Source organism: Protaetiibacter larvae, assembly GCF_008365275.1.
Lineage (GTDB): Bacteria > Actinomycetota > Actinomycetes > Actinomycetales > Microbacteriaceae > Homoserinibacter > Homoserinibacter larvae.
This window is the reverse complement of the sequence record NZ_CP043504.1, coordinates 124,144-147,611: the sequence shown is the minus strand read 5'-3', so window position 1 is coordinate 147,611 and position 23,468 is coordinate 124,144. Positions and strand designations below refer to the sequence as shown.

General features: G+C 70.8%; 24 protein-coding genes. 14 read left to right on the top strand and 10 right to left on the bottom strand.

The features are described from left to right. Positions 1–116 precede the first annotated feature (116 nt). The 3 genes from FLP23_RS00630 to FLP23_RS00620 are packed head-to-tail and all read left to right on the top strand — an operon-like array spanning position 117 to position 1,962. Positions 117–1,235 carry an adenosine deaminase gene (locus FLP23_RS00630; protein WP_149324096.1) on the top strand — a complete coding sequence of 373 codons (1,119 nt, stop codon included), beginning with the start codon at positions 117–119 and terminating at the stop codon, positions 1,233–1,235. After that, positions 1,235–1,693, top strand: coding sequence for a PTS sugar transporter subunit IIA (locus FLP23_RS00625; RefSeq protein ID WP_149324095.1), 459 nt, complete (start codon positions 1,235–1,237; stop codon positions 1,691–1,693). Before FLP23_RS00630 ends, FLP23_RS00625 begins: the two co-directional genes overlap by 1 nt. Beyond that, complete coding sequence (locus FLP23_RS00620; protein WP_149324094.1) at positions 1,690–1,962, top strand: PTS sugar transporter subunit IIB; 273 nt, start codon at positions 1,690–1,692, stop codon at positions 1,960–1,962. The genes FLP23_RS00625 and FLP23_RS00620 overlap by 4 nt, the downstream gene beginning before the upstream one ends. A gap of 49 nt (positions 1,963–2,011) precedes the next feature. Here the strand turns inward: FLP23_RS00620 and FLP23_RS00615 are convergent, their stop codons facing one another. Together FLP23_RS00615 and FLP23_RS00610 are read right to left on the bottom strand one after the other, a co-directional pair. Then, complete coding sequence (locus tag FLP23_RS00615) at positions 2,012–3,694, bottom strand: phospho-sugar mutase (RefSeq protein WP_149324093.1); 1,683 nt, start codon at positions 3,692–3,694, stop codon at positions 2,012–2,014. Continuing rightward, positions 3,694–4,521, bottom strand: a complete 828-nt coding sequence (locus FLP23_RS00610; protein WP_149324092.1) for a purine-nucleoside phosphorylase — start codon at positions 4,519–4,521, stop codon at positions 3,694–3,696. The genes FLP23_RS00615 and FLP23_RS00610 overlap by 1 nt, the downstream gene beginning before the upstream one ends. A gap of 29 nt (positions 4,522–4,550) precedes the next feature. Between FLP23_RS00610 and FLP23_RS00605 the strand changes: the two genes are divergently transcribed. After that, positions 4,551–5,987: an NAD(P)H-quinone dehydrogenase gene (locus FLP23_RS00605; protein WP_149324091.1), complete on the top strand. Its 1,437-nt coding sequence runs from the start codon at positions 4,551–4,553 to the stop codon at positions 5,985–5,987. Continuing rightward, a complete protein-coding gene (locus FLP23_RS00600) occupies positions 5,987–7,024 on the top strand; it encodes a glycosyltransferase family 2 protein (RefSeq protein WP_149324090.1) in 1,038 nt (345 codons plus the stop codon). Before FLP23_RS00605 ends, FLP23_RS00600 begins: the two co-directional genes overlap by 1 nt. 4 nt (positions 7,025–7,028) lie before the next feature. Here FLP23_RS00600 and FLP23_RS00595 read toward each other — a convergent pair whose 3' ends face one another. The 4 genes from FLP23_RS00595 to FLP23_RS00580 form a co-directional block, all read right to left on the bottom strand. Next, positions 7,029–7,520 carry a dTDP-4-dehydrorhamnose 3,5-epimerase family protein gene (locus FLP23_RS00595; RefSeq protein ID WP_168200338.1) on the bottom strand — a complete coding sequence of 164 codons (492 nt, stop codon included), beginning with the start codon at positions 7,518–7,520 and terminating at the stop codon, positions 7,029–7,031. 9 nt (positions 7,521–7,529) lie between these two features. After that, positions 7,530–8,528, bottom strand: coding sequence for a glycosyltransferase family 2 protein (locus tag FLP23_RS00590; RefSeq protein WP_149324088.1), 999 nt, complete (start codon positions 8,526–8,528; stop codon positions 7,530–7,532). After that, positions 8,525–10,282, bottom strand: coding sequence for an acetyl/propionyl/methylcrotonyl-CoA carboxylase subunit alpha (locus tag FLP23_RS00585; protein WP_149324087.1), 1,758 nt, complete (start codon positions 10,280–10,282; stop codon positions 8,525–8,527). The genes FLP23_RS00590 and FLP23_RS00585 overlap by 4 nt, the downstream gene beginning before the upstream one ends. A gap of 94 nt (positions 10,283–10,376) precedes the next feature. Then, positions 10,377–11,009: a Maf family protein gene (locus FLP23_RS00580; RefSeq protein ID WP_149324086.1), complete on the bottom strand. Its 633-nt coding sequence runs from the start codon at positions 11,007–11,009 to the stop codon at positions 10,377–10,379. 63 nt (positions 11,010–11,072) lie between these two features. Here FLP23_RS00580 and FLP23_RS00575 point away from each other — a divergent pair, with 63 nt between their 5' ends. From FLP23_RS00575 to FLP23_RS00560, 4 genes are all read left to right on the top strand, one after another. After that, positions 11,073–12,302, top strand: a complete 1,230-nt coding sequence (locus FLP23_RS00575; RefSeq protein WP_149324085.1) for a class I SAM-dependent RNA methyltransferase — start codon at positions 11,073–11,075, stop codon at positions 12,300–12,302. A gap of 70 nt (positions 12,303–12,372) precedes the next feature. Next, on the top strand, positions 12,373–13,068 hold the full coding sequence (locus FLP23_RS00570; RefSeq protein WP_149324084.1) for a DNA-binding response regulator: 696 nt from the start codon (positions 12,373–12,375) through the stop codon (positions 13,066–13,068). Continuing rightward, positions 13,061–14,302, top strand: a complete 1,242-nt coding sequence (locus tag FLP23_RS00565) for a sensor histidine kinase (RefSeq protein ID WP_149324083.1) — start codon at positions 13,061–13,063, stop codon at positions 14,300–14,302. Before FLP23_RS00570 ends, FLP23_RS00565 begins: the two co-directional genes overlap by 8 nt. Beyond that, the gene (locus FLP23_RS00560; protein WP_149324082.1) at positions 14,299–15,348 is read left to right on the top strand and encodes a hypothetical protein; all 1,050 of its coding nucleotides are present in this window, start codon (positions 14,299–14,301) and stop codon (positions 15,346–15,348) included. The genes FLP23_RS00565 and FLP23_RS00560 overlap by 4 nt, the downstream gene beginning before the upstream one ends. Before the next feature lie 365 nt (positions 15,349–15,713). On the opposite strand, the gene FLP23_RS00555 is transcribed toward FLP23_RS00560, so the two are convergent. Genes FLP23_RS00555 through FLP23_RS00545 form a run of 3 tightly spaced genes read right to left on the bottom strand, consistent with a single transcriptional unit; the run spans position 15,714 to position 18,359 of the window. Further along, positions 15,714–15,935, bottom strand: coding sequence for an acyl-CoA carboxylase epsilon subunit (locus tag FLP23_RS00555; RefSeq protein ID WP_149324081.1), 222 nt, complete (start codon positions 15,933–15,935; stop codon positions 15,714–15,716). Continuing rightward, positions 15,932–17,539 (bottom strand): acyl-CoA carboxylase subunit beta, encoded by a 1,608-nt coding sequence (locus FLP23_RS00550; RefSeq protein ID WP_425468283.1) that lies wholly within the window; start codon positions 17,537–17,539, stop codon positions 15,932–15,934. The genes FLP23_RS00555 and FLP23_RS00550 overlap by 4 nt, the downstream gene beginning before the upstream one ends. A 1-nt stretch (position 17,540) precedes the next feature. After that, a complete protein-coding gene (locus tag FLP23_RS00545; RefSeq protein WP_149324079.1) occupies positions 17,541–18,359 on the bottom strand; it encodes a polyprenol monophosphomannose synthase in 819 nt (272 codons plus the stop codon). 24 nt (positions 18,360–18,383) lie between these two features. Here FLP23_RS00545 and FLP23_RS00540 point away from each other — a divergent pair, with 24 nt between their 5' ends. Together FLP23_RS00540 and FLP23_RS00535 are read left to right on the top strand one after the other, a co-directional pair. Continuing rightward, positions 18,384–19,175: a biotin--[acetyl-CoA-carboxylase] ligase gene (locus FLP23_RS00540; RefSeq protein ID WP_149324078.1), complete on the top strand. Its 792-nt coding sequence runs from the start codon at positions 18,384–18,386 to the stop codon at positions 19,173–19,175. A 9-nt stretch (positions 19,176–19,184) separates the two neighbouring features. Next, positions 19,185–19,754 carry a PH domain-containing protein gene (locus FLP23_RS00535; protein WP_149324077.1) on the top strand — a complete coding sequence of 190 codons (570 nt, stop codon included), beginning with the start codon at positions 19,185–19,187 and terminating at the stop codon, positions 19,752–19,754. A gap of 17 nt (positions 19,755–19,771) precedes the next feature. Here the strand turns inward: FLP23_RS00535 and FLP23_RS00530 are convergent, their stop codons facing one another. Next, a complete protein-coding gene (locus FLP23_RS00530; protein WP_149324076.1) occupies positions 19,772–20,365 on the bottom strand; it encodes a GtrA family protein in 594 nt (197 codons plus the stop codon). Between the two features lie 76 nt (positions 20,366–20,441). On the opposite strand from FLP23_RS00530, the gene FLP23_RS00525 reads away from it, so the two are divergent. From FLP23_RS00525 to FLP23_RS00515, 3 genes are read left to right on the top strand one after another with little or no spacing between them, the layout of a single operon-like run. Then, entirely contained in the window at positions 20,442–21,563 is a 1,122-nt protein-coding gene (locus tag FLP23_RS00525) for a 5-(carboxyamino)imidazole ribonucleotide synthase (protein ID WP_210413890.1), read from the top strand. Between the two features lie 55 nt (positions 21,564–21,618). Next, positions 21,619–22,086 (top strand): 5-(carboxyamino)imidazole ribonucleotide mutase, encoded by a 468-nt coding sequence (gene purE / locus FLP23_RS00520; RefSeq protein ID WP_149326113.1) that lies wholly within the window; start codon positions 21,619–21,621, stop codon positions 22,084–22,086. Positions 22,087–22,134: 48 nt separating this feature from the next. Beyond that, positions 22,135–23,436, top strand: a complete 1,302-nt coding sequence (locus tag FLP23_RS00515) for an LCP family protein (protein WP_149326114.1) — start codon at positions 22,135–22,137, stop codon at positions 23,434–23,436. The last annotated feature ends 32 nt before the right edge of the window (positions 23,437–23,468 follow it).

Genomic DNA, 23,468 nt, shown 5'->3' with positions numbered 1-23,468 from the left:
TGGGCCGATCGGGGCCGAAAACACCCCAGAAGTGCGTACTTTCGGGGAGAGAGCTCAGGAGCGGGCGTTCAGCTACGGCTCGGTTTCGCGCAGGCGCCGCGGACTACGCTGGAGACATGAGCGACGCCGTGGCCGACGAGCCTCTCCTGGGGGGCATCGACCTCCGCACACTGCCCAAGGTCTCGCTGCACGACCACCTCGACGGGGGCCTGCGGCCGCAGACGATCATCGAGCTCGCCGAACCGATCGGCCTCGCGCTTCCGGCCTCCGACGACGCGGCGCTCGCCGCCTGGTTCGCCGAGAAGTCCGACTCCGGATCGCTCGTCGAATACCTCAAGACCTTCGACCTCACGACCGCCGTCATGCAGACCCGCGAAGGACTCACCCGCGTGGCCCGCGAGTTCGTCGAGGACCTCGTGGCGGATGGCGTCGTGTGGGGCGAGATCCGCTGGGCCCCCGAGCAGCACCTGACCCGCGGCCTCAGCCTCGACGAGGCCGTCGAGGCCGTCCAGCTCGGCCTGGATGAGGGTGTCGACGCCGCGGATGCCGCGGGACAAAGCATCCGCGTCGGCCAGCTCATCAGCGCCATGCGCCACCTCGATCGCGGACGCGAGATCGCCGAGCTGGCGCTGCGCCACCGCGATCGCGGCGCCGTCGGCTTCGACATCGCCGGCCCCGAGGCGGGCTTCCCCGCGAGCCGCTTCGCCGACGCCTTCGCCCTGCTGGCCCGAGAGGGCTTCCCCGCGACCGTGCACGCCGGCGAGGCGGACGGCGTCGAGTCGATCCGCGGCGCTCTGGTCGACGGCCGCGCACTGCGTCTCGGGCACGGGGTGCGCATCGCCGAAGACATCACGATCGAGTCGCAGGACGACGAGATGAGCTATGTGAGCCTCGGCCACCTCGCCCAGTGGGTGAAGGATCGCGGCATCGCGCTCGAGACGAGCCCGAGCTCGAACCTGCAGACCGGCGCGATCGCCGCCTGGGGCGACGACCTCACCGCCCACCCCTTCGACCTGCTCTACCAGCTCGGTTTCCGCGTGACGGTCAACACCGACAATCGTCTGATGAGCGCCACGAGCCTCAGCCGCGAGCTCGGGCTGCTCGTCGACGCCTTCGGCTACGACCTCGACGACCTTCTCACCTTCCAGCTCAATGCGGCCGAGGCGGCCTTCCTCCCGCTCGAGGATCGCGCCGAGCTCGTCGAGCTCATCGAAGACGGCTTCGGCAACGCCTGATGGACAAGGCCACCACCCTTCCCGGGCTTCCGGATGCCGGCATCGTGCTCGCGGCCCCGGCCGGCGACTGGCGCGACGCCGTCGAGACGGCGGGGCGCGCGCTCACGGCATCCGGCGCGACTGATGACGGGTACGGAGCCGACATGGTGCGGATGGTGGAGGAGCATGGTCCCTACATCGTGGTCGCCCCCGGTCTCGCCCTCGCGCACGCGCGGCCCGGTCGCTCGGTGCTGCGCGACGGCCTCGCGATCGTGACGCTCGCGGAGCCGGTCGCCTTCGGCCATCCCCACAACGACCCCGTGCGGGTGGTGCTCGCCCTCGCCGGAGCCTCGAGCGCGCGCCATCTGCAGCTCGTGGCCGAGATCGCCAACATCTTCAACGACTCGGATGCGGTCGAACGGCTCGCGGCGGCGAGGAGCGCCGACGAGGTGCGGGGCATCCTCGGGGTGGGCGCGTGAAGATCCTCACGCTGTGCGGTGCGGGGATCGGCACGAGCGGCATCCTCAAGGTGAACGCCGAACGCGTGCTGAGCCGTCTCGGCATCGAGGCGGAGGTCGTGGCGATCGACGCGAGCATGCTCGAGGCGGAGCTGGAGGATGCCCAGGTGATCCTCACCGGTCCCGAGTTCGTGGAGCGGATCGGGCGCACCTTCGCCGATGTGATCGTCGTGGAGAACTTCTTCGACACCGCCGAGCTGCAGCGCAAGCTCGAGGCGGCCCTCGGCTAGCTGAGCAGCCCGACGGCCGGGACGTCCGTCGGCGCGGGCTGCGCGAGGATCAGAAATGATCCTCGCCGCTGAGCAGCCCGCGCATCCCCGCGTCGAGCGCGGCGAGCGCGGCATCCGCTGCCGCCTGCCGCTCCGCGACCGTGCCCTCGTCGCTGCGGGTGTCGAGGTAGCACTTGAGCTTCGGCTCGGTGCCGCTCGGCCGCACGATCACGCGCGAGCCGCCCGCGAGCCAGATGCGCAGGATGTCGCTCGGCGGGAAGGCCCCGAAGCCGCCCGCGAAGTCGTCGATCCGCTCCACACGGATGCCGCCCACCTCGGTCGGCGGGTGGGCGCGCAGCCGCGCCATGAGCTCCGGGATCCGGGCCAGCTCCGACACCCGGATCGAGATCTGCCCGGAGGCGAAGGCGCCGTAGCGGTCGGCGAACGCCGCCTCGTGCTCGCGGAACGCGACGCCGTCGGCCTTGAGCTCCGAGAACAGCGCGAGCACCGCGACGGCGGCCGAGATGCCGTCCTTGTCGCGCACCTTGTCGGGATCGACGAGGTAGCCGAGCGCCTCCTCGTAGCCGTAGACGAGGTCGCCCACGCGCGAGATCCACTTGAAGCCGGTGAGCGTCTCGGCGAAGTCGAGGCCCTCCTTGCGGGCCACCACCCCGAGCGCGGGCGAGCTCACGAGCGAGCAGGCGAGCGTGCCGTGGTCGGTGTTCTCGGCCGCGTGACGTCGTACGGCGCGCCAGCCGAGCAGCCAGCCCACCTCGTTGCCGGAGAGCCGCCGCCAGCCGCCCGCCCCGTCGGGCACGCCCACGGCGACCCGGTCGGCGTCGGGATCGTTGGCGATCACGAGCTCGGCACCGGCCGCCGTCGCGGTCGCGAAGGCGAGATCCATCGCTCCCGGCTCCTCGGGATTCGGGAAGTCGACCGTCGGGAAGGCGGGATCGGGGTCCTGCTGCGGTGCGACCGAGACGATGTCGGTGAAGCCCGCCGCCGTGAACACCCGGTGCGCGGTCTCCCAGCCCACCCCGTGCATCGCCGTGTAGACGACCCGCAGCGGGTGCGGGTGCGGGGCGAGGGCGGCGGTGCGGCGCACGTACGCGTCGACCACCTCCTCCGTGGCCAGCTCGTAGTCGGCGGATCGCGGCAGCTCGGCGATCGAGCCGGATGCCACGCGCACGATCTCCGCCTCGATCTGCGCGTCGGCGGGCGGCACGATCTGCGATCCGTGGTCGGGCCCGCCGAGGTAGACCTTGTAGCCGTTGTCGGTGGCCGGGTTGTGGCTCGCGGTCACCATGACGCCCGCGCTCGTGCCGAGCTCGCGCACCGCGAAGGCGAGCACGGGGGTCGGCAGCAGCCGCGGCAGCAGGATGGCGCGCACCCCGGCGCCGGCCATGAGCTCGGCCGTGTCGCGGGCGAACACCTCCGAGCCCAGGCGGCCGTCGTAGCCGATCACGACACTCGGATGCGCCTCCCGCGACAGCAGGTATGCGGCGAGCCCCGCGGCCGCCTGGGCGACGAGCACGCGATTCATGCGCAACGGCCCCGCACCGAGTTCGCCGCGCAGTCCCGCGGTCCCGAAGCTGAGCCGCCCCGCGAAGCGGGTGCCCACCTCGGCGCGCGCGTCCGGGTCGCCCGCGTCGACGCGGGCGAGCAGCGCCTCGAGCTGGGCGCGGGTCACCTCGTCCGGATCCTGTGCGGCCCACGCGCGCGCCGCCTCGACCGGGTCGAGCTCGCCGCCCATCAGATCGCCGCCACCACGCGGGCGAGCAGTTCGCTGATCACCGGCTCGGCGTCGCGTCCGGCCTGCAGCACCTCGGCGTGGCTGAGAGGCTCGGGCGAGATGCCCGCCGCGAGGTTGGTGATGAGCGAGAAGCCCAGCACCTCCATCCCGGCCTGGCGGGCGGCGATCGCCTCGAGCGCGGTCGACATCCCGACGATGTGGCCGCCGATCGTCTTCGCGAACTGCACCTCGGCGGGGGTCTCGTAGTGGGGTCCGCGGAACTGCACGTACACGCCCTCGTCGAGGCCCGGCTGCACCTCGTGTGCGATGCCCCGGAGGCGCCGCGAGTAGAGGTCGGTGAGGTCGATGAAGGTGGCACCCTCGAGCGGCGACGCCGCCGTGAGGTTGATGTGGTCGCTGATGAGCACCGGCGTGCCGGGTGTCCAGTGCTCCTTGATGCCGCCCGCCCCGTTGGTGAGGATCATCGTGGTCGCGCCCGCGGCCGCCGCCGTGCGCACCGAGTGCACCACCCGGCGCACCCCGTGGCCCTCGTAGAAGTGGGTGCGCGCGCCGATCACGAGGGCGCGCTTGCCGTTCGGCAGCAGGATGCTGCGGAGCGTGCCGACATGGCCGGTGAGGGCGGGCGCGCTGAAGCCGTGGATCTCGGTGGCCGGAACGGTCGCGACGGTCTCGCCGATCAGATCCGCCGCCTTCGCCCACCCGGATCCGAGGGTGAGGGCGATGTCGTGGTGGTCGACGCCTGTGGCGTCGGCGAGCTGATCCGCGGCGATCCTCGCGATCTCGAAGGGGTCTGCCCCCTCCACGTCGAGGGGGTGAGGCGTCTCCATGCCCTCACTCTATGCGCGACAATTGAGCCATGCCCTACGAGTTCGAGCGGACCCAACGCATCGCCGTCCTCGGAGGGGGACCGGGCGGCTACGAGGCGGCCCTCGCGGGCGCCCAGCTCGGAGCCGAGGTGACGCTCGTCGAGAGGACCGGCGTCGGCGGCTCGGCCGTGCTGACCGACGTGGTGCCCTCGAAGTCGCTCATCGCGACCGCGGGTGCGGCGACGGATGTCGGCGAGGCGGCGGATCTCGGCGTCCAGTTCTTCACGCGCGGTGCATCCGGCCACGCCGTGCGCCCCGAGGTGACGGTCAACCTCGCGGCCGTCAACCAGCGACTGCTGCTGCTCGCGCGCCAGCAGTCCGAGGACATGAAGTCGCAGCTCATCAAGGCGGGCGTGCGGATCGTGACGGGCGACGGGCGGCTCGACGGCACCAACCGGCTCCTGGTCTCGACCGGCAAGGGCGGCAAGCGCGTCGACTTCGACGAGATCGTCGCCGACACCCTCGTGGTTGCCGTGGGGGCGAGTCCGCGCGTGCTCCCGACCGCGAAGCCCGACGGCGAGCGCATCCTCACCTGGACCCAGCTGTACGCGCTCGACGAGGTGCCCGAGCACATGATCGTGGTGGGCTCCGGCGTCACGGGCGCCGAGTTCGCCTCCGCCTACCGCGCCCTCGGCGCGCAGGTCACGCTCATCTCGAGCCGTGACCAGGTGCTCCCCGGCGAGGATGCGGATGCCGCGCGCGTCATCGAGAACGTCTTCGTGCGGGGCGGCATGACGGTGCTCTCGAAGAGTCGCGCGGAGTCGGTGACGCGCCAGGGCGACGGCGTGCTCGTGACCCTCGCCGACGGCCGCACCGTGGAGGGCTCGCACTGCCTGCTCGCGGTCGGTTCGATCCCGAACACCGCCGGCATCGGTCTCGAGGAGGCCGGCGTGCAGCTCACCGATTCGGGCCACATCCGGGTGAACCGCGTGGCGCGCACCTCGATGCCGATGGTCTACGCGGCCGGCGACTGCAGCGACTTCCTGCCGCTGGCCTCGGTCGCCTCGATGCAGGGCCGCACCGCGGTGTATCACGCGATGGGCGACGCGGTGACCCCCACCGAGTTGCGCAACGTGACCTCCAACATCTTCACCCACCCCGAGGTGGCGACGGTCGGCTGGTCGCAGAAGCAGATCGAGGAGGGGATCGCGCAGGGCGAGATCTACAAGCTGCCGCTCGCCTCGAACCCGCGCGCCAAGATGGAGGGCATCAAGGACGGCTTCGTGAAGCTGTTCGCGCGCACCGGCTCCGGCACCGTGATCGGCGGAGTCGTGGTCGCGCCGAAGGCATCCGACCTCATCCTGCCGATCGCGCTCGCGGTGGAGCACCGCCTCACCGTCGACCAGCTCGCGCGTGCCTTCTCGGTCTACCCCTCGCTTTCGGGAGCGGTCACCGACGCCGCCCGCGCGATGCACATCGTCGGCTGATGCGACGATCGCTCGCGCGACTGCGTCACACCCGGCAGCTCCCTGAGCTCGGTGGGTTCGCCGCGCCCTCGACCCCGGTGCCGGCAATCTCGATCATCATGGCGACGTACAACCGATCGAACGTGCTCGTCCACGCGATCGAGAGTGTGCGGGCTCAGACCGTCGACGACTGGGAGCTGCTCGTCGTCGGCGACGCCTGTACGGACGACACCGAAGAGGTGGTCGCTTCCTTTCGCGACCCGCGCATCCGCTTCGTGAATCTCCCGGTGAACATGGGGGATCAATCGGGACCGAATTCGGTGGGCATCCGATTGGCCCGTGGCCGACGAATCGCCTGGTTGAACCACGACGATCTCTGGTTTCCCGATCATCTGGCCCAACTCGTCGATGAGAGTGTGTCGAGTGGGGCGGATGTCGTCATCGCCCGCATGTTCCGGGTCCGCGAGCTGCGACGCTCAGAGGGCGCTTGGGAGGGGCGTGTCGAGCTTCCCGACCTCGGTGAGGAATTCGTGCTGTGCGGCGGAGTGGCCTACCAGGCGTCGAGCTGGCTGATGGATGCGAGACTGGCGCGTCGCCTGAGGGACTGGAAGCCCGCCGCGCGGCTCAGATACGTCTCGTCGCAGGAGTACCTGTATCGAGCCTGGAGTGCCGGCGCGACGATCCGCATCGCGCCTCTCCGCTCGCTCGTCATCATTCCGTCGATCGTCGGAGGGAGCGCCTACCTGTCGCGACGTGACGACGAACAGCGACTGCTTCAGGATGTCGTCGCCTCAGGCGACCGAGACGTGCTCGAAGCGCTGGGCGAATCCGACCCTCCGCCGGGAGATTTCCACCCGAGTCGGGTGATCTCGATCGCGGACCGCCAGTGGACGCCGATTCGTCGATGGATGCGTGCGCACAGCTACGGCATCTTCCGGCGGACCGCTGCGATCGTGACGCGCCTGGGTCTCGCCCCCTGGGAGTACGCGGCGCTGCTGGCCGGGGTGCCGCGCGGGGGCACGAACAGCATCCTTCGCGAGCGGCGCGGACTCAGCTGATTGCTCAGTCGCTCCAGGTGAAGCCGAAGGAGTTGTTGATCGGCTTCTTCACCTTGTCGACGTTGTCCGGGTTGTAGGACGGGGATTTCGCATTGAGGAGGACCGCCGTGTCGGTCGTCGTGCGGAAGGTGTGCCACACGCCCGGTGGGATGAGAAGCCCTTCGCCTCGTTCCGCGCTCAGGGGAACGACGATGACCTGGCCATGGGTGGGGCTGTCCTCGCGACCGTCGGCGAGGGCGACCTCGATGTCGCCGTAGACGACGGAGTACCGGTCGGTCGTGTACTCGTGCTGTCCCCAGTCCCGGAGGACCCCCCGGTGGGTGACGATCCAGTAGAGGTGCTCGATGGAGTCCGCATAGAGTCCCGACCATCCTTCGCGAAGCGCTTCGACGAGGATCGAGTTGTTGTAGGCGACGACGCGGTGCTTGACGAGCTTCGTGCCCGGAAATGCCAGGTCCTCGAAGACCGGCTCGGGAAGTGGTGCGGATGAGGTCACCAGATCATCTTAGGTGTGCAGCGCGAATCCACTCGGCCAATGCGGGGAGAGCCACCGGGGGAGCCGTCGCGACATCCTGAGGACGAGGGTCGTGAGCCGCGTCGAGCGCAAGAGCGCGCGAAGGAATCGGTCGCCCATCGGGACACGTCTTCCGCGTTCGATCGCGCGCAGCGACGCGGCCACCTCTCGAGCTCGGGTTCGCCTGCCCTGTGCCAAGGCGGTGAAGTAGTCGTGATACGACGTCGCGCGAAAACGCCGGCGAACGGCCTCGGCGCGGCGGGGGTCGTCGGCGAATCCCGCGAAGAGCTTGCGTGCGTAGATCTCGCGGCTGGTGAGGAATACGGTCGACGTCGAGGTGTTCTCGCCGTGAACGTGGTACGCCGTGGTCGCCACGGGCAGGTATCGGTGTCGTTTCCCCGCCATCAGGAGCCGGACGAAGAGATCATCGTCTTCGTACCCGCGCAGCCGCTCGTCGAAACCGCCGACAGCCAGGATCGCATCGCGACGGAAGAGGCTGCTGGAAGGCAGAGCGAAGACGCTTTGGGAGATCGCGGCGTCGAGATCCTTGGGGAACACCTCGCCGCGGGACGCGACGACCGCGGGCTGCCGGACCCGGCCTTCGGCGTCGACCTCGTCGAAGTCGCTCAAGACCCACGCGACCGCGTCGTCAGCGGGTTCGAGCGCCGCGAGCAGCCGTCGCAGATGGTCGGGATACCAACGGTCGTCCTGGTCGAGCAGCGCCACGAAGTCGCCGCTCGCCCTCTCGAACCCCGTGTTCCGGGCGGCGCCCTGGCCGCCGTTGGTTCTCGGGACGACCGTGATCGGGAAGGGCGCGACAACGGATCGCGCAATGGCGGGCCCGTTGTCGCGAGAGCCGTCGTCGACGACGATCACCTCCCACGGCGCGAGATCCTGAGCCGCCACGGACTCGAGTGCTCCACGGATGTGCTGCTCGCCCTGATACAGGGGGATGACGACACTGACCTGGGGAGTGATCGACGCGTTCACTCGGCGATCGTCAGCAGCAGGTGGCCCGCGGAGACCGTGGTGCCGACGGCGGCATCGATCGGGCCGACCGTGCCGTCCTTGTGGGCGGTGAGCGGCTGCTCCATCTTCATGGCCTCGAGCACCACCACGAGGTCGCCCTTGACGACCTTGTCGCCCTCCGCCACGGCGATCTTCACGATCGTGGCCTGCATGGGCGCCTTCACGGCATCACCCGTGGCCGTGACCACCGAACGCGCGCCTCCGCGGCGCCGCGGAGGCGGGGGGGCGGAGACGGACGCGGACGGCAGCAGCGTGGTCGGCAGCGAGACCGCGACCCGCTTGCCCTCCACCTCGACGACGACCGCGTGACGCTTCTCGGCGGGCGCCGGCTCGGCGAGCACGCCGCCCCACGGCTCGAGCTCGCCCGCGAACTCGGTCTCGATCCAGCGGGTGTACACACCGAAGTGCCCGTCCGGGGCGGTGAATGCGGGGTCCCGGACGATCGCGCGGTGGAAGGGGATGACGGTCGGAAGTCCGGCCACCTCGAACTCGTCGAGGGCGCGTCGGGCGCGCTCGATGGCGTCCTCGCGGGTCGCCCCGGTCACGATGAGCTTGGCGAGCAGCGAGTCGAAGGCACCGGAGACGACGTCGCCCGTCGTGACGCCCGAGTCGATGCGCACGCCGGGGCCGCCGGGGAAGCGGATGGCCTGCACGGGGCCGGGGGTCGGCAGGAAGCCTCGGCCGGGGTCCTCGCCGTTGATGCGGAACTCGATCGAGTGGCCGTGCGTCTCGGGGTCCGGGTAGTCCAGGATGCCGCCTTCGGCGATCCGGAACTGCTCGCGCACGAGGTCGAGGCCGGTGACCTCCTCGGAGACCGGGTGCTCCACCTGGAGGCGGGTGTTGACCTCGAGGAACGACACCGTGCCGTCGAGTCCGATGAGGAACTCGCAGGTGCCCGCGCCGACGTAGCCGACCTCCTTGAGGATCGCCTTCGAGGAGCTGTAGAGCAGTTCGCGCTGCTCCGCGCTGAGGAACGGCGCGGGCGCCTCCTCGACGAGCTTCTGGTGGCGGCGCTGCAGCGAGCAGTCGCGCGTGGAGACGACGACGACGTTCCCCTCGGCGTCCGCGAGGCACTGGGTCTCGACGTGGCGCGGCTTGTCGAGGTACTTCTCGACGAAGCATTCGCCGCGCCCGAAGGCGGCGACGGCCTCGCGGGTGGCCGACTCGAACAGCTCGGGCACCTCCTCGCGGGTGCGCGCCACCTTGAGGCCGCGACCGCCGCCGCCGAAGGCCGCCTTGATGGCGACCGGCAGGCCGACCTGGTCGACGAAGGCGAGCACCTCGTCGGCGTCGGCGACGGGGTTGAGGGTGCCGGGGGCGAGCGGCGCGCCGACCTTCTCCGCCACGTGGCGGGCGGACACCTTGTCGCCGAGGCGCTCGATCGCCTCGGGCGAGGGGCCGATCCAGATGAGTCCCGCGCCGATGACCGCGCGCGCGAAGTCGGCGTTCTCGGCGAGGAAGCCGTAGCCCGGGTGCACCGCGTCGGCGCCGGAGCGGCGGGCGATCGCGAGCAGCTTGTCGATCACGAGGTAGGTGGTGGCGCTCGTCGTGCCGTCGAGGGCGAAGGCCTCGTCGGCCAGCACGACGTGGCGAGCCCCGCGGTCCTGGTCGGCGTAGACGGCGACGGATGCGATCCCCGCGTCGCGGGCGGCGCGGATGACACGCACCGCGATCTCCCCACGATTGGCGATCAGGACCTTCGTGATGCGAGCCATAGTTCCCCCAGCCTATGGGCCGGGTATCGAGCCGCCGTTGTCGACCGTGCACAAACCCGCCGCGCGTCGTTGCGTCGGACCGACAACGGCGCGCTCAGTCGGCTCGGTTCCAGAGCCCGGTCCAGTCGTGCCCGAGCTGCCGCACGAGGGTGCGCAGGTAGGGCACGCTGAGGCCCACCACGGTGTGCGGGTCCCCCTCGATGCGGTCGATGAAACCGGCGCCCCTGCTGTCGATGGTGAATGCTCCGGCCACCTCGAGCGGCTCCCCGGTGGCGATGTAGGCGTCGATCTCGTCGTCGTCGATGTCGTCGGCGAAGTGCACGGTCGCCGCGGTCGCGCCGCCGACGGCACGACCCACCTGGCCGCCGCGGGCGTCGATGAGCCAGTGCCCCGAGTGCAGCACCCCGGACCGTCCGCGTTGCGCGCGCCAGCGTTCGCGCGCCACCTCCGGCAGGTGGGGCTTGCCGTAGACGCGACCGTCGAGCTCGAACGCGGAGTCTCCGCCGAGCACGAGCCCGTCGAGGTCGCCCTCGTCGGCCAGCCGTTCGGCGACCGCCTCGGCCTTGGCGCGCGCGAGCAACGTCACGTATGCGGCGGGGGCGAGGGGACCGGCGGCGGCCGCCACGGCGTCCTCGTCGACGTGCGACGGCACCGGGACCGGCTCGATGCCCACGGCGCGTAGCGTCGCGAGGCGTGCGGGCGAGGTGGATGCCAGGTACAGCCGCACGTGCGATCCCTCCCGTTCGCGGCTCCGGCCATCCGTCCCGGTGTGGCGCCTATGCTCGGGAGGATGGGTGACATGCACGGCCGCGAGGTCGAGGTCGAGGCTACCAACATCGCCCACGGCGGTTACGGCGTCGCGCGGTTGGACGGGCGGGTGGTCTTCGTGGCCGACGCCATTCCGGGCGAGCGCGTGCGGGCGCGCATCACGGACGACCGCAAGCCGCGCTTCTGGTGGGCCGACACGGTCGAGGTGCTCGAGGCGAGCCCCCACCGGCGAGGGCACCTGTGGGCGGAGGCGGATGTCTCGCGCGATCCCGCCGATCGACCGGGCGGCGCCGACTTCGGGCACATCGTCCCGGCGCACCAGCGCGCCCTGAAGGCGCTCGTGCTCGCCGACGCCCTCGAGCGCATGGCGAACATCGCGCGCGTCGTCGAGGTCGAGGCGGTCGACGGTCCCGCGGACGGCGGCGGATGGCGCACCCGCGAGCGTCTGCATGTCGCCACCGGCGGCACGGTCGGCCCGTTCGCCGCCCGCTCGCACCGGGTGATCCCGGTGACGGACCTTCCGCTCGGCACGCCCGAGCTGCGTGCGGCCGCGCCGATCGGCCAGCGGATGCCCGAGCACGCGGGCGGCACGGTCGACGTGCTCGCCCCGAGCGTCGGCGGCGCGCGCCTCATCGTCGGGAAGCAGGCGCGCAGCGTCATCCGCGAGCAGGTCGGTGATCGCGAGTTCCGTGTCGACGATGCCGGCTTCTGGCAGGTGCATGTCGCGGCGCCGCTCACCCTCACGCGTGCCGTGCAGGACGCGATCGACGGCGCCCTCTTCGATCCGAAGGCGGCGAATCTCGACCTCTACGGCGGCGTCGGCCTGCTCGCGGCGGCGGTCGGCGACCGTTTCGGCGCGGGGGTGCGCATCACCTCCGTCGAGTCCGATGAGCGGGCCACCGAGCACGCGCACGAGAACCTCGCCGACTGGCTGGGCGCGCAGGCCGTCACGGCGCGCGTCGAGCACTGGGTGCGCGGCCTCGCCGACGCGTCGGCGAGCGAGCGGGCGCGCCTCGCCGCGGCGACCGTCGTACTCGACCCGCCGCGTTCGGGCGCCGGCCGCGAGGTGCTCGAGGCCCTGGCCGCGGTGACCCCCGCACAGTTCGTGTACGTGGCATGCGATCCGGTGGCGTTCGCGCGCGACGCGGGCATCCTCGCGGGTCTCGGCTACTCGCTCAGCGGACTGCGGGCTTTCGACCTGTTCCCGAGCACCCACCACGTGGAGGCGGTCGGCAGCTTCGTCCGCGCCTGACGGTTCCGCGACCGCACCCGCGCGGTACCATGAGCCACGGCAGATGGCCGTCGACGATCGGGAGTCAGTGATGAGCACGGTGATCGACCGCCCGGAGCCCGCGATCACGACGCGCCCCGCCCGGGTCGCCGTCGTCGACGACCATGAGTCGGTGCGCGTGGGGTTGAAGGCGGCGTTCGTCGAGGCCGGGCACGATTTCATGATCGCGTCCCCCAATGTCGCCGAACTCATCGCGGGGCTCGCAGGGCGCGAGGTCGACGTCGTCGTGCTGGACCTGTCGCTCGGCGACGGGCTGAGCGTCACCCACAACGTGAAGAGCGTGCAGGCGATCGGCGCACCCGTGCTCGTGCACTCGATCGCCGACCGGGTGGACCTCGTGCGGGAGGCGCTCGCCGCGGGTGCCGCGGGCGTCATCCCGAAGTCGGCGTCGATGCGCACCGTGGTGGCTGCGGCGGCGACGGTGGCGCGCGGCGAGGTGCTCAACAACCTCGAGTGGGCGACCGCGATCGACGCGGACCGCGACTTCGCGAAGGCGGAGCTCGGGCGTCGCGAGCGCGAGATCCTGCACCTGTACGCCTCCGGGCTCCCGCTCAAGCTCGCCGCCGAGCAGTTGGGCATCGGCTACTCGACGGCACGCGAATACCTCGATCGGATCCGCGCGAAGTACGTCGAGGTCGGCCGGCCCGCTCCGACGAAGGTCGATCTGCTGCGTCGCGCCGTCGAGGACGGCATCCTGCCGGGGCTCGACCCCGACAGCGATGGCTGAGCTTCTCGCGGTGCCGCAGGCACCCGTTCCGCGCAGCCCGCGCCCGGTGCGCAATCCGCTGAGCCTCGTGCGCGTGGACACCGCCATTGCGCGCACGGCGGCGGGGTTCGGGATCGCCTTCATGGTGCAGTCGACGCCGACGATGCTCGAGCAGCTGCCCAACATGCATCCCGTGTGGTCGCCGATCGTCGTGGGTGCGCTCGTGCTGAGCCTCGCGCTCACGGTGTTCGCCTCCGCGGCCCGGCGCTTCGTCCGGACCGCGCATGTCACGTTCGCGACCGTCTATCTCGTGGCGCTCGTGAGCTGGCCGTTCGCGGTGCTCGACCCGGCGCGCGCCCCGGCCTCGAGCTACTGGTTGTACTTCACCCTCACGATCGCGACCGCGATGGCGACCGTCGGACTCGGGGTGAAGTCGGCGACCCTCTACGTCGTCGTCGTGCCGCTCGTCTACGGCGCGATCCGGGTCACCCCGCCCGGCGGCGGGGTGACGTTCACGCAGGCCGCGCTCGACTCGGTGTACGCGGTGATCCTCGGAGGCACGATCACGGTCATCACGGCGATCCTGCGCACCGCCGCCTTGTCCGTCGACCGCGCGCAGGCGATGGCGCTCGAGCGGTACGGGCACGCGGTCCGCCAGCACGCGACGGAGGCGGAGCGCGTGCAGGTGGATGCCATCGTGCACGACAGCGTGCTCACCACGCTGCTGTCGGCGGCCCGCGCGGAGACGGCGGAGGCGAAGGAGCTCGCGGCGCGCATGGCGGGCAACGCGATCGGCTACCTGCGCAACGCCGTCTCGGTGACACCGCCGGGGGACGCCGAGGTCTCGGTCGCGGTGCTCGGGAGCCGCATCGCCGATGCGGCCTCCGCGCTCTCCGAGCCGGTCACCGTGGATGCCGACGACGCGGGTGCCGGACGGGTGCCCGTCGCGGTGGCGGAGGCCGTGTACTCGGCCGCCGTGCAGGCGATGGTGAACAGCCTGCAGCACGCGGGCGAGGGCGCCGTGCGCTGGGCCGAGGTGCGGGCCACCGCCGACGGGGTGCTCGTGGAGATCGGGGATCACGGTGTCGGCTTCGACCCGGATGGCGTGCCGACCGAGCGCCTCGGGGTGCGCGTGTCGATCCTCGAGCGCGTGGCGAGCGTCGGCGGCAGCGCCCGCGTCGACACGGCACCCGGGCGCGGCACCCTCGTCGCGCTGCGCTGGCCTGCGCCGGAGGAGGAGGGGGCGACGTCGTGAAGATCGGGGTGCCCCGCGCGCTCATCGTCGCCCTCGCGGCGCTGTTCTCGGCCTACCATCTGCTGCTCGCGGCCTACTCCTTGCCGTTCCACTACGTGAGCGAGCCGGGCCCGGTCATCGCGGCGATGCTGCTCTATGCGCTCGTCACGGCGACCCTGCTGTGGCCCACCCGCGAGCCGCGGCTCCCGATCTGGATGGCGGCGTTCGCGCTCGGGGTCGCGGTGGCGCTCCCTCCGCTCATCACGACCGTGCTCGACCCCGCCCGCCCGGGCGGCAACGGTTACGCCACCTGGTACGTGGCGGCGATCGGCACCCTCATGACGATCACCGCGGTGCGGCTGCGGCCGGGCTTCGCGTGGGCGGGGATCGCCTTCCTCGCGGTGCAGACGGTGTTCTGGTCGGGCCCCGGCGCCCTCGGCTCGATCGGCGTGATCGGTTCGGCGTCGTGGGTGGGTGTCGCCCACATCATCACGAACACCCTCGCGAAGGCGTCGCGCGACTCGGACCGCTTCTCCCAGGCGGAGCGCGAGGCGACCGAGTGGCAGGCCGCGCAGGAGGCGCACCTCAACGAGCGGCAGTTCCGGCTCGGGCAGACGAGCGTCATGGCGCTCCCGATGCTGCGCACCATCCGCTCCTCGCACGGTGAGTTGACGGCGTCGCAGCGGGCGGAGTGCCTGCATCTGGAGGCGGGCATCCGCGATGAGATCCGCGGGCGGAAGCTGCTGAACGACGTGGTGCGCGAGCAGGTCATGCTGGCCCGGCGCCGGGGGACGGTCGTGACGCTGCTCGACGAGGGCGGGATCGACGAGCTCGCGGATGCCGACCTCGATCGGGTGCTGGGGCGCCTCGCGCTCGCCCTGCGGGAGACGACCGCCGACCGGCTGATCGCCCGTACCGTGCCCGAGGGCTCCGAGGTGGCGGTGACCGTGGTGGGCCTCAAGACGGTGGACGACGAGTCGGTGACGATGCTCGGCGGCGAGCCGGACGACGAGGTGGAGCTCTGGCTCGAGATCCCGCGGCAGGCAGCGCACGCGCCGGAGGGCTGACGCCGCGGCGGAAGAAAGGTGAGGGGCCGGACGAGCGTCCGACCCCTCACAAGATTCGAGTCAGGGCGACAACCCGAATATCGCCCTGACTCGCCCCCACATCATCGGCCTGCTTACCCTAGACGACCGGCGATGCGATGTAACTCGATGAGATACACCTGCTGACATCCAGTATGAAGAGGCCGCGCGCGCCCTCCAAGTCGTCATTTCGGGGGACATTTGGGGGACATTTTCGGGTGACAGCGCCCAGAACGTCGGCAGTTCTCATGCAATCGCGGGGTACAGCGGCCGCTCAGCTGCGAATCTGCGCGCGTGATCGCCGGTTCTCGACGGATTCCGTCGATAACCGGTCGTCGCGTCGCCCGCTACGAGGCCCAGCCGTTCCATCCGCCGCGCGTGAGCGGCTCGCGGAGAATGCGGCGCCCGCGCTCCCACGCGGTGGGTGCGCGGCGCGCCTTCCGGTGGAGTCCCGCGAGCTCGTCGAGCGAGGCGCGCAGCACCGCGGTGGCGGCCGCCAGCTCCTCGGCCGTGGGGTCGCCGCCGACGACGCGCACGTCGATCGGGTGCTCGTCCTGTTGGGCGCTCACAGGGGGATGTTCCCGTGCTTCTTGGGAGGCAGCGACGCGCGCTTGGTGCGCAGCGCCCGCAGCGCCTTCGTGATCACGAGTCGCGTGGCCGCGGGCTCGATGATGCCGTCGAGCTCGCCGCGCTCGGCAGCCAGGAACGGCGAGGCCACGTTGTAGGTGTACTCGTTCGCGAGCCGGGTGCGCACGGCGGCGACATCCTCGCCCGCGGCTTCGGCGGCCTTCAACTCGTTGCGATAGAGGATGTTGACGGCACCCTGCCCGCCCATGACCGCGATCTCGGCGGTCGGCCATGCGTAGTTGAGGTCGGCGCCCAGCTGCTTCGAGCCCATGACGATGTAGGCGCCGCCGTAGGCCTTGCGCGTGATGACCGTCACGAGCGGCACGGTCGCCTCGGCGTAGGCGTACAGCAGCTTCGCGCCGCGCCGGATGACGCCCGTCCACTCCTGGTCGGTCCCGGGCAGGTAGCCCGGCACATCCACGAGGGTGATGATCGGGATCGAGAACGCGTCGCAGAAGCGCACGAAGCGGGACGCCTTCTCGCCGGCCTCGATGTTGAGGGTTCCCGCCATGGCGCTCGGCTGGTTGGCGATGATGCCCACCGAGCGCCCTTCGACGCGCGCGAAGCCCACGACGATGTTGGGTGCGAAGAGCGGCTGCACCTCGAGGAAATCGCCGTTGTCGACGACGCGCTCGATGACGTCGAGCACGTTGTAGGGCTGGTTGGGCGAGTCGGGGATGATCGTGTTCAGCCGGCGGTCGGAGTCGTTGATCTCGAGCTCCACGTCGCTCTCGTAGACGGGCACCTCGGCCTGGTTGTTGTCGGGAAGGAAGCCGACCAGGGTGCGCGCGTAGTCGAGGGCGTCGTCCTCGTCCGAGGCGAGGTAGTGCGAGACCCCGGAGGTCTTGTTGTGCGTGAGCGCGCCGCCGAGCTCCTCGAAGCCGACGTCCTCTCCCGTCACGGTCTTGATGACGTCGGGGCCGGTCACGAACATGTGGCTGGTCTTGTCGACCATGATGACGAAGTCGGTGAGGGCGGGGGAGTAGACGGCGCCGCCCGCCGCGGGGCCCATGATGATCGAGATCTGCGGGATCACCCCGGAGGCCGCGGTGTTGAGGCGGAAGATCTCGCCGTACTTGCCGAGCGCGACGACGCCCTCCTGGATGCGGGCGCCGCCGGAGTCGAGCATCCCGATGATCGGCACGCCGGTCTTGAGCGCGAGCTGCATGATCTTGATGATCTTCTCGCCGGCGACCTCGCCGAGCGAGCCGCCGAAGATCGTGAAGTCCTGGGCGTACACGGCGACCTGGCGACCGTGGATGGTGCCCGTGCCGGTCACGACGGCGTCGCCGTACGGCCGGTTCTTCTCCATGCCGAAGGCGTGGGTGCGGTGCCGGACGAACTCGTCGAGCTCGACGAAGGAGCCCTGGTCGAGCAGCTGCTCGATGCGCTCGCGGGCCGTCTTCTTGCCCTTGGCGTGCTGCTTGGCGATCGCGGCCTCACCGCTCGCGGTGACGGCCTCGTGGTACCGCGCCTTCAGATCGGCGAGCTTGCCGGCGGTCGTGGAGAGGTCGGAAGCGTCAGTGGCGTCGGTCACGGCGTTCAGCCTATCCGTCACCCTCCGGGCGGATGCCTTGGCGGGTTGCGACAAAACCGTCGCCCGGTGCTTGGTTGCGCGCGCGTGGCCGCGGCCGGAATCGGCGCGCGATGCCCCAGACGGTGACGCGCCACATCGCCTCGACGACGACGCCTCCGCTCATCTTCGAGTGGCCGGCGCGGCGTTCCGTGAAGGTGATCGGCACCTCGCGGATGCCCCAGCCGGAGTCGGCCGTGCGGATCGTGAGGTCGATCTGGAAGCAGTAGCCGCGCGACTGCACGACCTCGTCGGCGAGCTCGGCGAGCACGGCCGAGCGGTAGGCGCGGTAGCCGGCCGTGACGTCGCGCACCGGGAGGCGGAGCATCACCCGCGCGTAGGCGTTGGCCAGCTTGCTGAGCCGTCGGCGGGAGGCGGGCCAGTCCACGAGCGCGCCCCCGGGCACCCAGCGCGAGCCGATCGCCAGCCCGAGGGCCGGGTCGGCCTCGAGCTCGGCGAGCAGGGCGGGGAGGGCGGAGGCGGGGTGCGATCCGTCGGCGTCGAACTCGACGATCACGTCGTAGCCGCGGGCGATCGCCCAGGCGAAGCCGGCGAGGTAGGCGCGGCCGAGGCCGTCCTTCTCGGCGCGATGCAGCACATGCACGCGGTCGTCGGCTGCCGCGATCCGATCCGCGAGCTCACCGGTGCCGTCGGGACTCGCATCGTCGACCACGAGCACCTCGGCGCCGACCCCCGCGCCGAGGACGGCCTGGACCGAGGCCGCGAGGTTGTCGACCTCGTCGTAGGTGGGGGTCACGACCAGGACGCGCCCGGACGGTCGCGCGGAGGTCATGGACGACATCCTAGGCTGGCCGCCATGAGCTTCGACCGGAGTCGGCAGGTGGCCCCCGTCCTGTACGAACTCGCCTCCTCGAGCTCGACCAACACGGAGTTGTCGGCGCGTGCCGACCGTGAGGGGCTCGGCGACCTGACCGTCATGCTGACGCGCTATCAGAGCGCGGGGCGCGGGCGGCTCGGCCGATCGTGGACCGCCCCGCCCGGCGCGAGCGTCGCCGTGTCGGTGCTGCTGCGGCCTCGACTGCCCGACGGCTCCGTCCCGACGCCGGACCGGCTCGGCTGGCTGCCGGTGATCGCGGGCATCGCGATGAGCGACGCGGTGCGCAGCGCACTGCCCGACCGCGAGGTGGGGTTCAAGTGGCCCAACGATGTGCTCGTCGCCGGCCGCAAGGTCTGCGGGGTGCTCGCGGAGCTGCTGCCCGGCGGCACGGGGGTCGTCGTGGGGGCCGGACTCAACACGCGGATGACGGCGGACGAGCTGCCCGTGCCCACCGCGACCTCGCTCGCTGTGGAGGGCGCCGTCGTCGACGAGGCGCTCGAGGACCTCGTGATCGCCGCCTACCTCGAGGGGGTACGGGATCGGGTGGCCCGGTACCTCGCCGCCGGCGCGGATGCCGAGGCGTCCGGGATCCGCGCCCAGGCGCGCGTCCACTGCCTCACGCTGGGTCGTCCCGTGCGCATCGAGTTGCCGGGCGACGAGCAGCTGCAGGGCACCGCCGTGGATCTCGACGCCGACGGTCGGCTCATCGTCGCGGACCAGCAGGGCCTCGCGCGGTCTGTCGCGGCGGGCGACGTGACCCACGTGCGTTAGAAAGGGCACATGTCCCACCCGGGCTCCTCGCTCCCGGCCTCGGGGTCTGCGCAGACGGTGCAGCCCGAGACGGTGGTCGCACGCCTCCGCTCGCACGGCCGCGCCCTGTTCTGGCCGTGTGTCGTGCTCATCGCCGACGTGGCGGCCCTCGGATTCTTCGGGGGCACCTTCCCCGAACCGTGGCAGAACTGGGCGGTGCTCGGGGGCGCGGTGCTCGTGGCGATCGTGTTGTTCCTGCTGCCGCTGCTGGCCTGGCTCGGGCGCAACTACACGATCACGACGCGGCGCATCGTCATCCGCGGGGGACTGTTCGTGCGCACCCGGCAGGAGCTGCTGCACAGCCGCAGCTACGACGTCACGGTCCGCAAGGCGGGGCTGCAGGCGCTCTTCGGCAGCGGCGACATCCGGATCAACACGGGTCTCGAGCATCCCGTGGTGCTGCGCGACGTGCCGGGCGCGTCGCTCGTGCAGTCGACGCTCCACGACCTGATGGAGCTGTCGATCAACCCGGTGGCGGCGCGTCGCCAACGGGAGCAGTCACGTCCGTTCGACGAGACGACGGCGTTCGAGCGGAGCTGAGCTTCTCGGCGCGACCGCTATGCGGGGTCGTCCGCCGGACGGCTGGGCCGGATCGTCGGGATCTCGGCGGTCACCGATGCGGTCTGCTCGTCCTCGAAGATCGCCAGCGCGGCGGCTTCCGCCTTGTGCTGACGAGCGGTGAGGCCGTCCTTGCGGTGATGCCCGTAGACCCAGTAGCGGTACATGAGGAAACGGAACGCGGTGCCGAGGAACAGGCCGATGATGTTCGTCGAGATGTTGTCGGCGAGCAGCGAGGTGAACCCGAGAACGTAGTGCGAGATCCAGAGGCAGAGGAGGGCGATGAGCAACCCGCCCACCGAGACGACGGAGAACTCGACGAGCTCGAGGACGAAGTTCTTCCGTCGGTGCTCGCGGAAGGTCCAGTAGCGATTCCCGAACCAGGTGACGAGCGTGGAGACGGTGACGGAGATGATCTTCGCCCCCAGCGGCCCCTGCCAGAAGTGGTCGTGGCCGACAAGCCCGAGGCGGAGCGCGTTGAAGAGCGCCACGTCGACCGCGTAGCCGACGAGACCGACGACTCCGAACTTGAGGGCGTAGCGGAGGAGGGTCTGCCACGCCCATCGGATGGATCGGTTCAACCGCTCGAGCACGCGCAGCCTCTCGTCATCGACACCCGCAGCATCCTAACCGCGCGCCTCGTGCGGTGGGCGCGGCTAACCTTGCGTGGTGACCTGGAGAGTCGGTGTGATCGGCGGTGGCCAGCTGGCCCGGATGATGATCCCGCCCGCGGTGGAGCTCGGCATCAGCCTGAGCGTGCTGGCGGAGACGGCGGGGTCATCCGCATCGCTCGCGGCGACCACGATCGGCGACTACCGCGATGTCGACGTCGTCCTGGCGTTCGCCGCCGAGGTCGACGTGATCACCTTCGACCACGAACACGCTCCGCCGACCGTGCTCGCGGCGCTCGCCGCCACCGGGATCCCCATTCGTCCGGGACCGCATGCGCTCGCCGTCGCGCAGGACAAGGTCTTCATGCGTGAGCGCCTCACCCAGATCGGAGCACCGGTTCCGTCGTGGGCCCGGGTATCGGGCCCCGCGGAGCTCGCGGGATTCCTTGCCGCCCACGGAGGCAGCGCTGTCGTGAAGACGCCCCGCGGCGGCTACGACGGCAAGGGTGTCCGCGTGGTGAGAGACCCCTCGGCGGTCGATGACTGGTTCGCGGCGTCGGCGGGTGAGGCGCTGCTCGCGGAACAGTTCGTCCCCTTCCGCCGCGAGCTCGCGCAACTCGTCGCGCGTCGTCCGTCCGGAGAACTGGCCGCGTGGCCGCTGGTGGAGACGGTGCAGGAAGGCGGCGTGTGCGCAGAGGTGTTCGCTCCTGCGCCGGCTGCCGAGACCTTGGCGACGCGGGCGCGCGAACTCGCCGCCCACATCGCGGAGTCGCTCGACGTCACGGGCGTGCTCGCGGTCGAACTGTTCGAGACCGAAGACGGTGGGCTGCTCGTGAACGAGCTGGCGATGCGACCGCACAACACCGGGCATTGGAGCATCGATGGCGCCGTGACGAGCCAATTCGAACAGCATCTGAGGGCGGTGCTCGACCTGCCGCTCGGTGACCCGTCGCCGACAGCACCGGTGAGCGTCATGGTCAACATCCTGGGCGGCCCGAGCGGCGAGCGGATGCCCGATCGGTACGGCGAGGCGATGGCGGCCCATCCGGAGGTCAAGCTCCACTCGTACGACAAGGATTCGCGCCCCGGCCGGAAAGTAGGGCACCTCACTGCGACCGGAGACGATCTCGCCGAGGTGCTCGGCCGCGCGCGAGCCGCTGCCGAGTTCTTCAAGGGCTGACCCGTACCATGGCGGGGTGCCAGCTGTGAGTTCGCGTGTCGCGGTCGGAGTCGTCATGGGTTCCGACTCCGACTGGGGTGTCATGCAGGACGCGGCCGCCGTGCTCGACGAGTTCGAGATCCACTTCGAGGTGGAGGTGGTCTCGGCGCACCGCACCCCGCGGAGAATGCTCGATTACGGTGCCGAGGCGGCGGGGCGGGGGCTGCGCACCATCATCGCGGGTGCCGGCGGAGCGGCGCACCTGCCCGGGATGCTCGCCTCGGTGACCACGCTTCCCGTGATCGGCGTGCCTGTGCCGCTCGCGAAGCTCGACGGGCTGGACTCGCTGCTGTCCATCGTCCAGATGCCGGCCGGCATCCCTGTCGCCACCGTGTCGATCGGCGGCGCACGGAACGCCGGATTGCTCGCGGTTCGCATTCTCGCCTCCGGTGACCCCGAGTTGACCTCACGGCTCGCTGCCCACGCGGCGGGTCTCGAAGCACTCGTCGCCGAGAAGAACGCCGCCCTCCAGCAGAAGCTCTGAGCGATGGCATCCGTCCTTCGCGATCCCGATCGCACGATGGAGTCGTTCATGACCCATCGTGCCTGGTGGCTGGTGGGGTTCAACCTGCTGATTCCCGGAGCCGCACAGGTGCTCGCCGGAGATCGACGACTCGGCCGCTTCGGGCTGGGTGCGACGCTTGTGCTCTGGACACTGCTCGTGATCCTCGGACTCGGGCTGGTCGTCGCTCGGGACGCCGTCATCGGCGCCTTCACCCAGACCTGGGTGCTCGTCGCATTGATCGTGCTGCTGCTGTTCTACGCCGCGTTGTGGACCGTGCTCACCCTCGACACCCTGAGGCTCATTCGATTCGTGAGCATCGCGCCGATCGCGCGAGGATTCGTGGGCGGGCTCGCGGCGGTCGCGCTGGTGGCGACGGCCGGCACCGCGAGCTACGCGGCAGTGTCGACGGGTTCGGCGATCGGAGTCCTCAACGCCGTCTTCGCGGATGGCGACATCGTGCCGCCGATCGATGGACGGTACAACATCCTGCTGCTCGGCGGCGATGCGGGCCCGGATCGGCTGGGTCTTCGTCCCGACTCCATCTCCGTCGCGAGTGTGGACGCCGAGACCGGCGCGATCGTCCTCTTCGGGATCCCGCGCAATCTCTACAACGCTCCCTTCTCCGAGGGATCCCCGATGCTCGGGCCCTATCCGACCGGCTGGGACTGCGGCGACGACTGCCTGATCGACTACGTGTACACCTACGGCGAGGAGCACCCGGAGCTCTATCCGGAGGCCGAGGCGGCGGGGAGCCAGCCCGGTATCGAGGCGATGCGCGACGCGGTCGAGGGCGTGACGGGCCTCACGCTGCAGTTCTACGTGCTGATCGACATGCACGGCTTCGCGCAGCTCGTCGACGCGCTGGGCGGGATCGACGTCACGGTGGCCGCTCGCGTGCCGTTCGGGAGCGAGCGGAACGACAACGACGGGAGCATCCAGCCGCCGGAGGGGTACATCGAGGCCGGTGCGCAGCACATGGACGGCGCTACGGCTCTCTGGTACGCGCGTTCGCGCTATGGCTCCAACGACTACGATCGGATGTCGCGCCAGCGTCAGGTGCAGGAGGCCATTCTTGCGCAGGCGAATCCGGTGAACGTCGTGGCGAACTTCACGGCGATCGCGGAAGCGGGTGCACAGGTCGTGAAGACCGACCTTCCGAAGCCGATGCTGAGTCATTTCGTCGCCCTCGCGGACAAGTCGAGAGAGCACCCCGCGGTCTCCATCGACTTCGTGCCCCCTGAGTTCGACAATCTGCATCCCGACTTCGGGGCGATCCAGTCGCGGGTGCGTGAGGCGTTGCATCCGACTCCGGCCACCGACACTCCCTAGGCTGTGCGTGTGACGCGCGCTGCTGCAGTTCC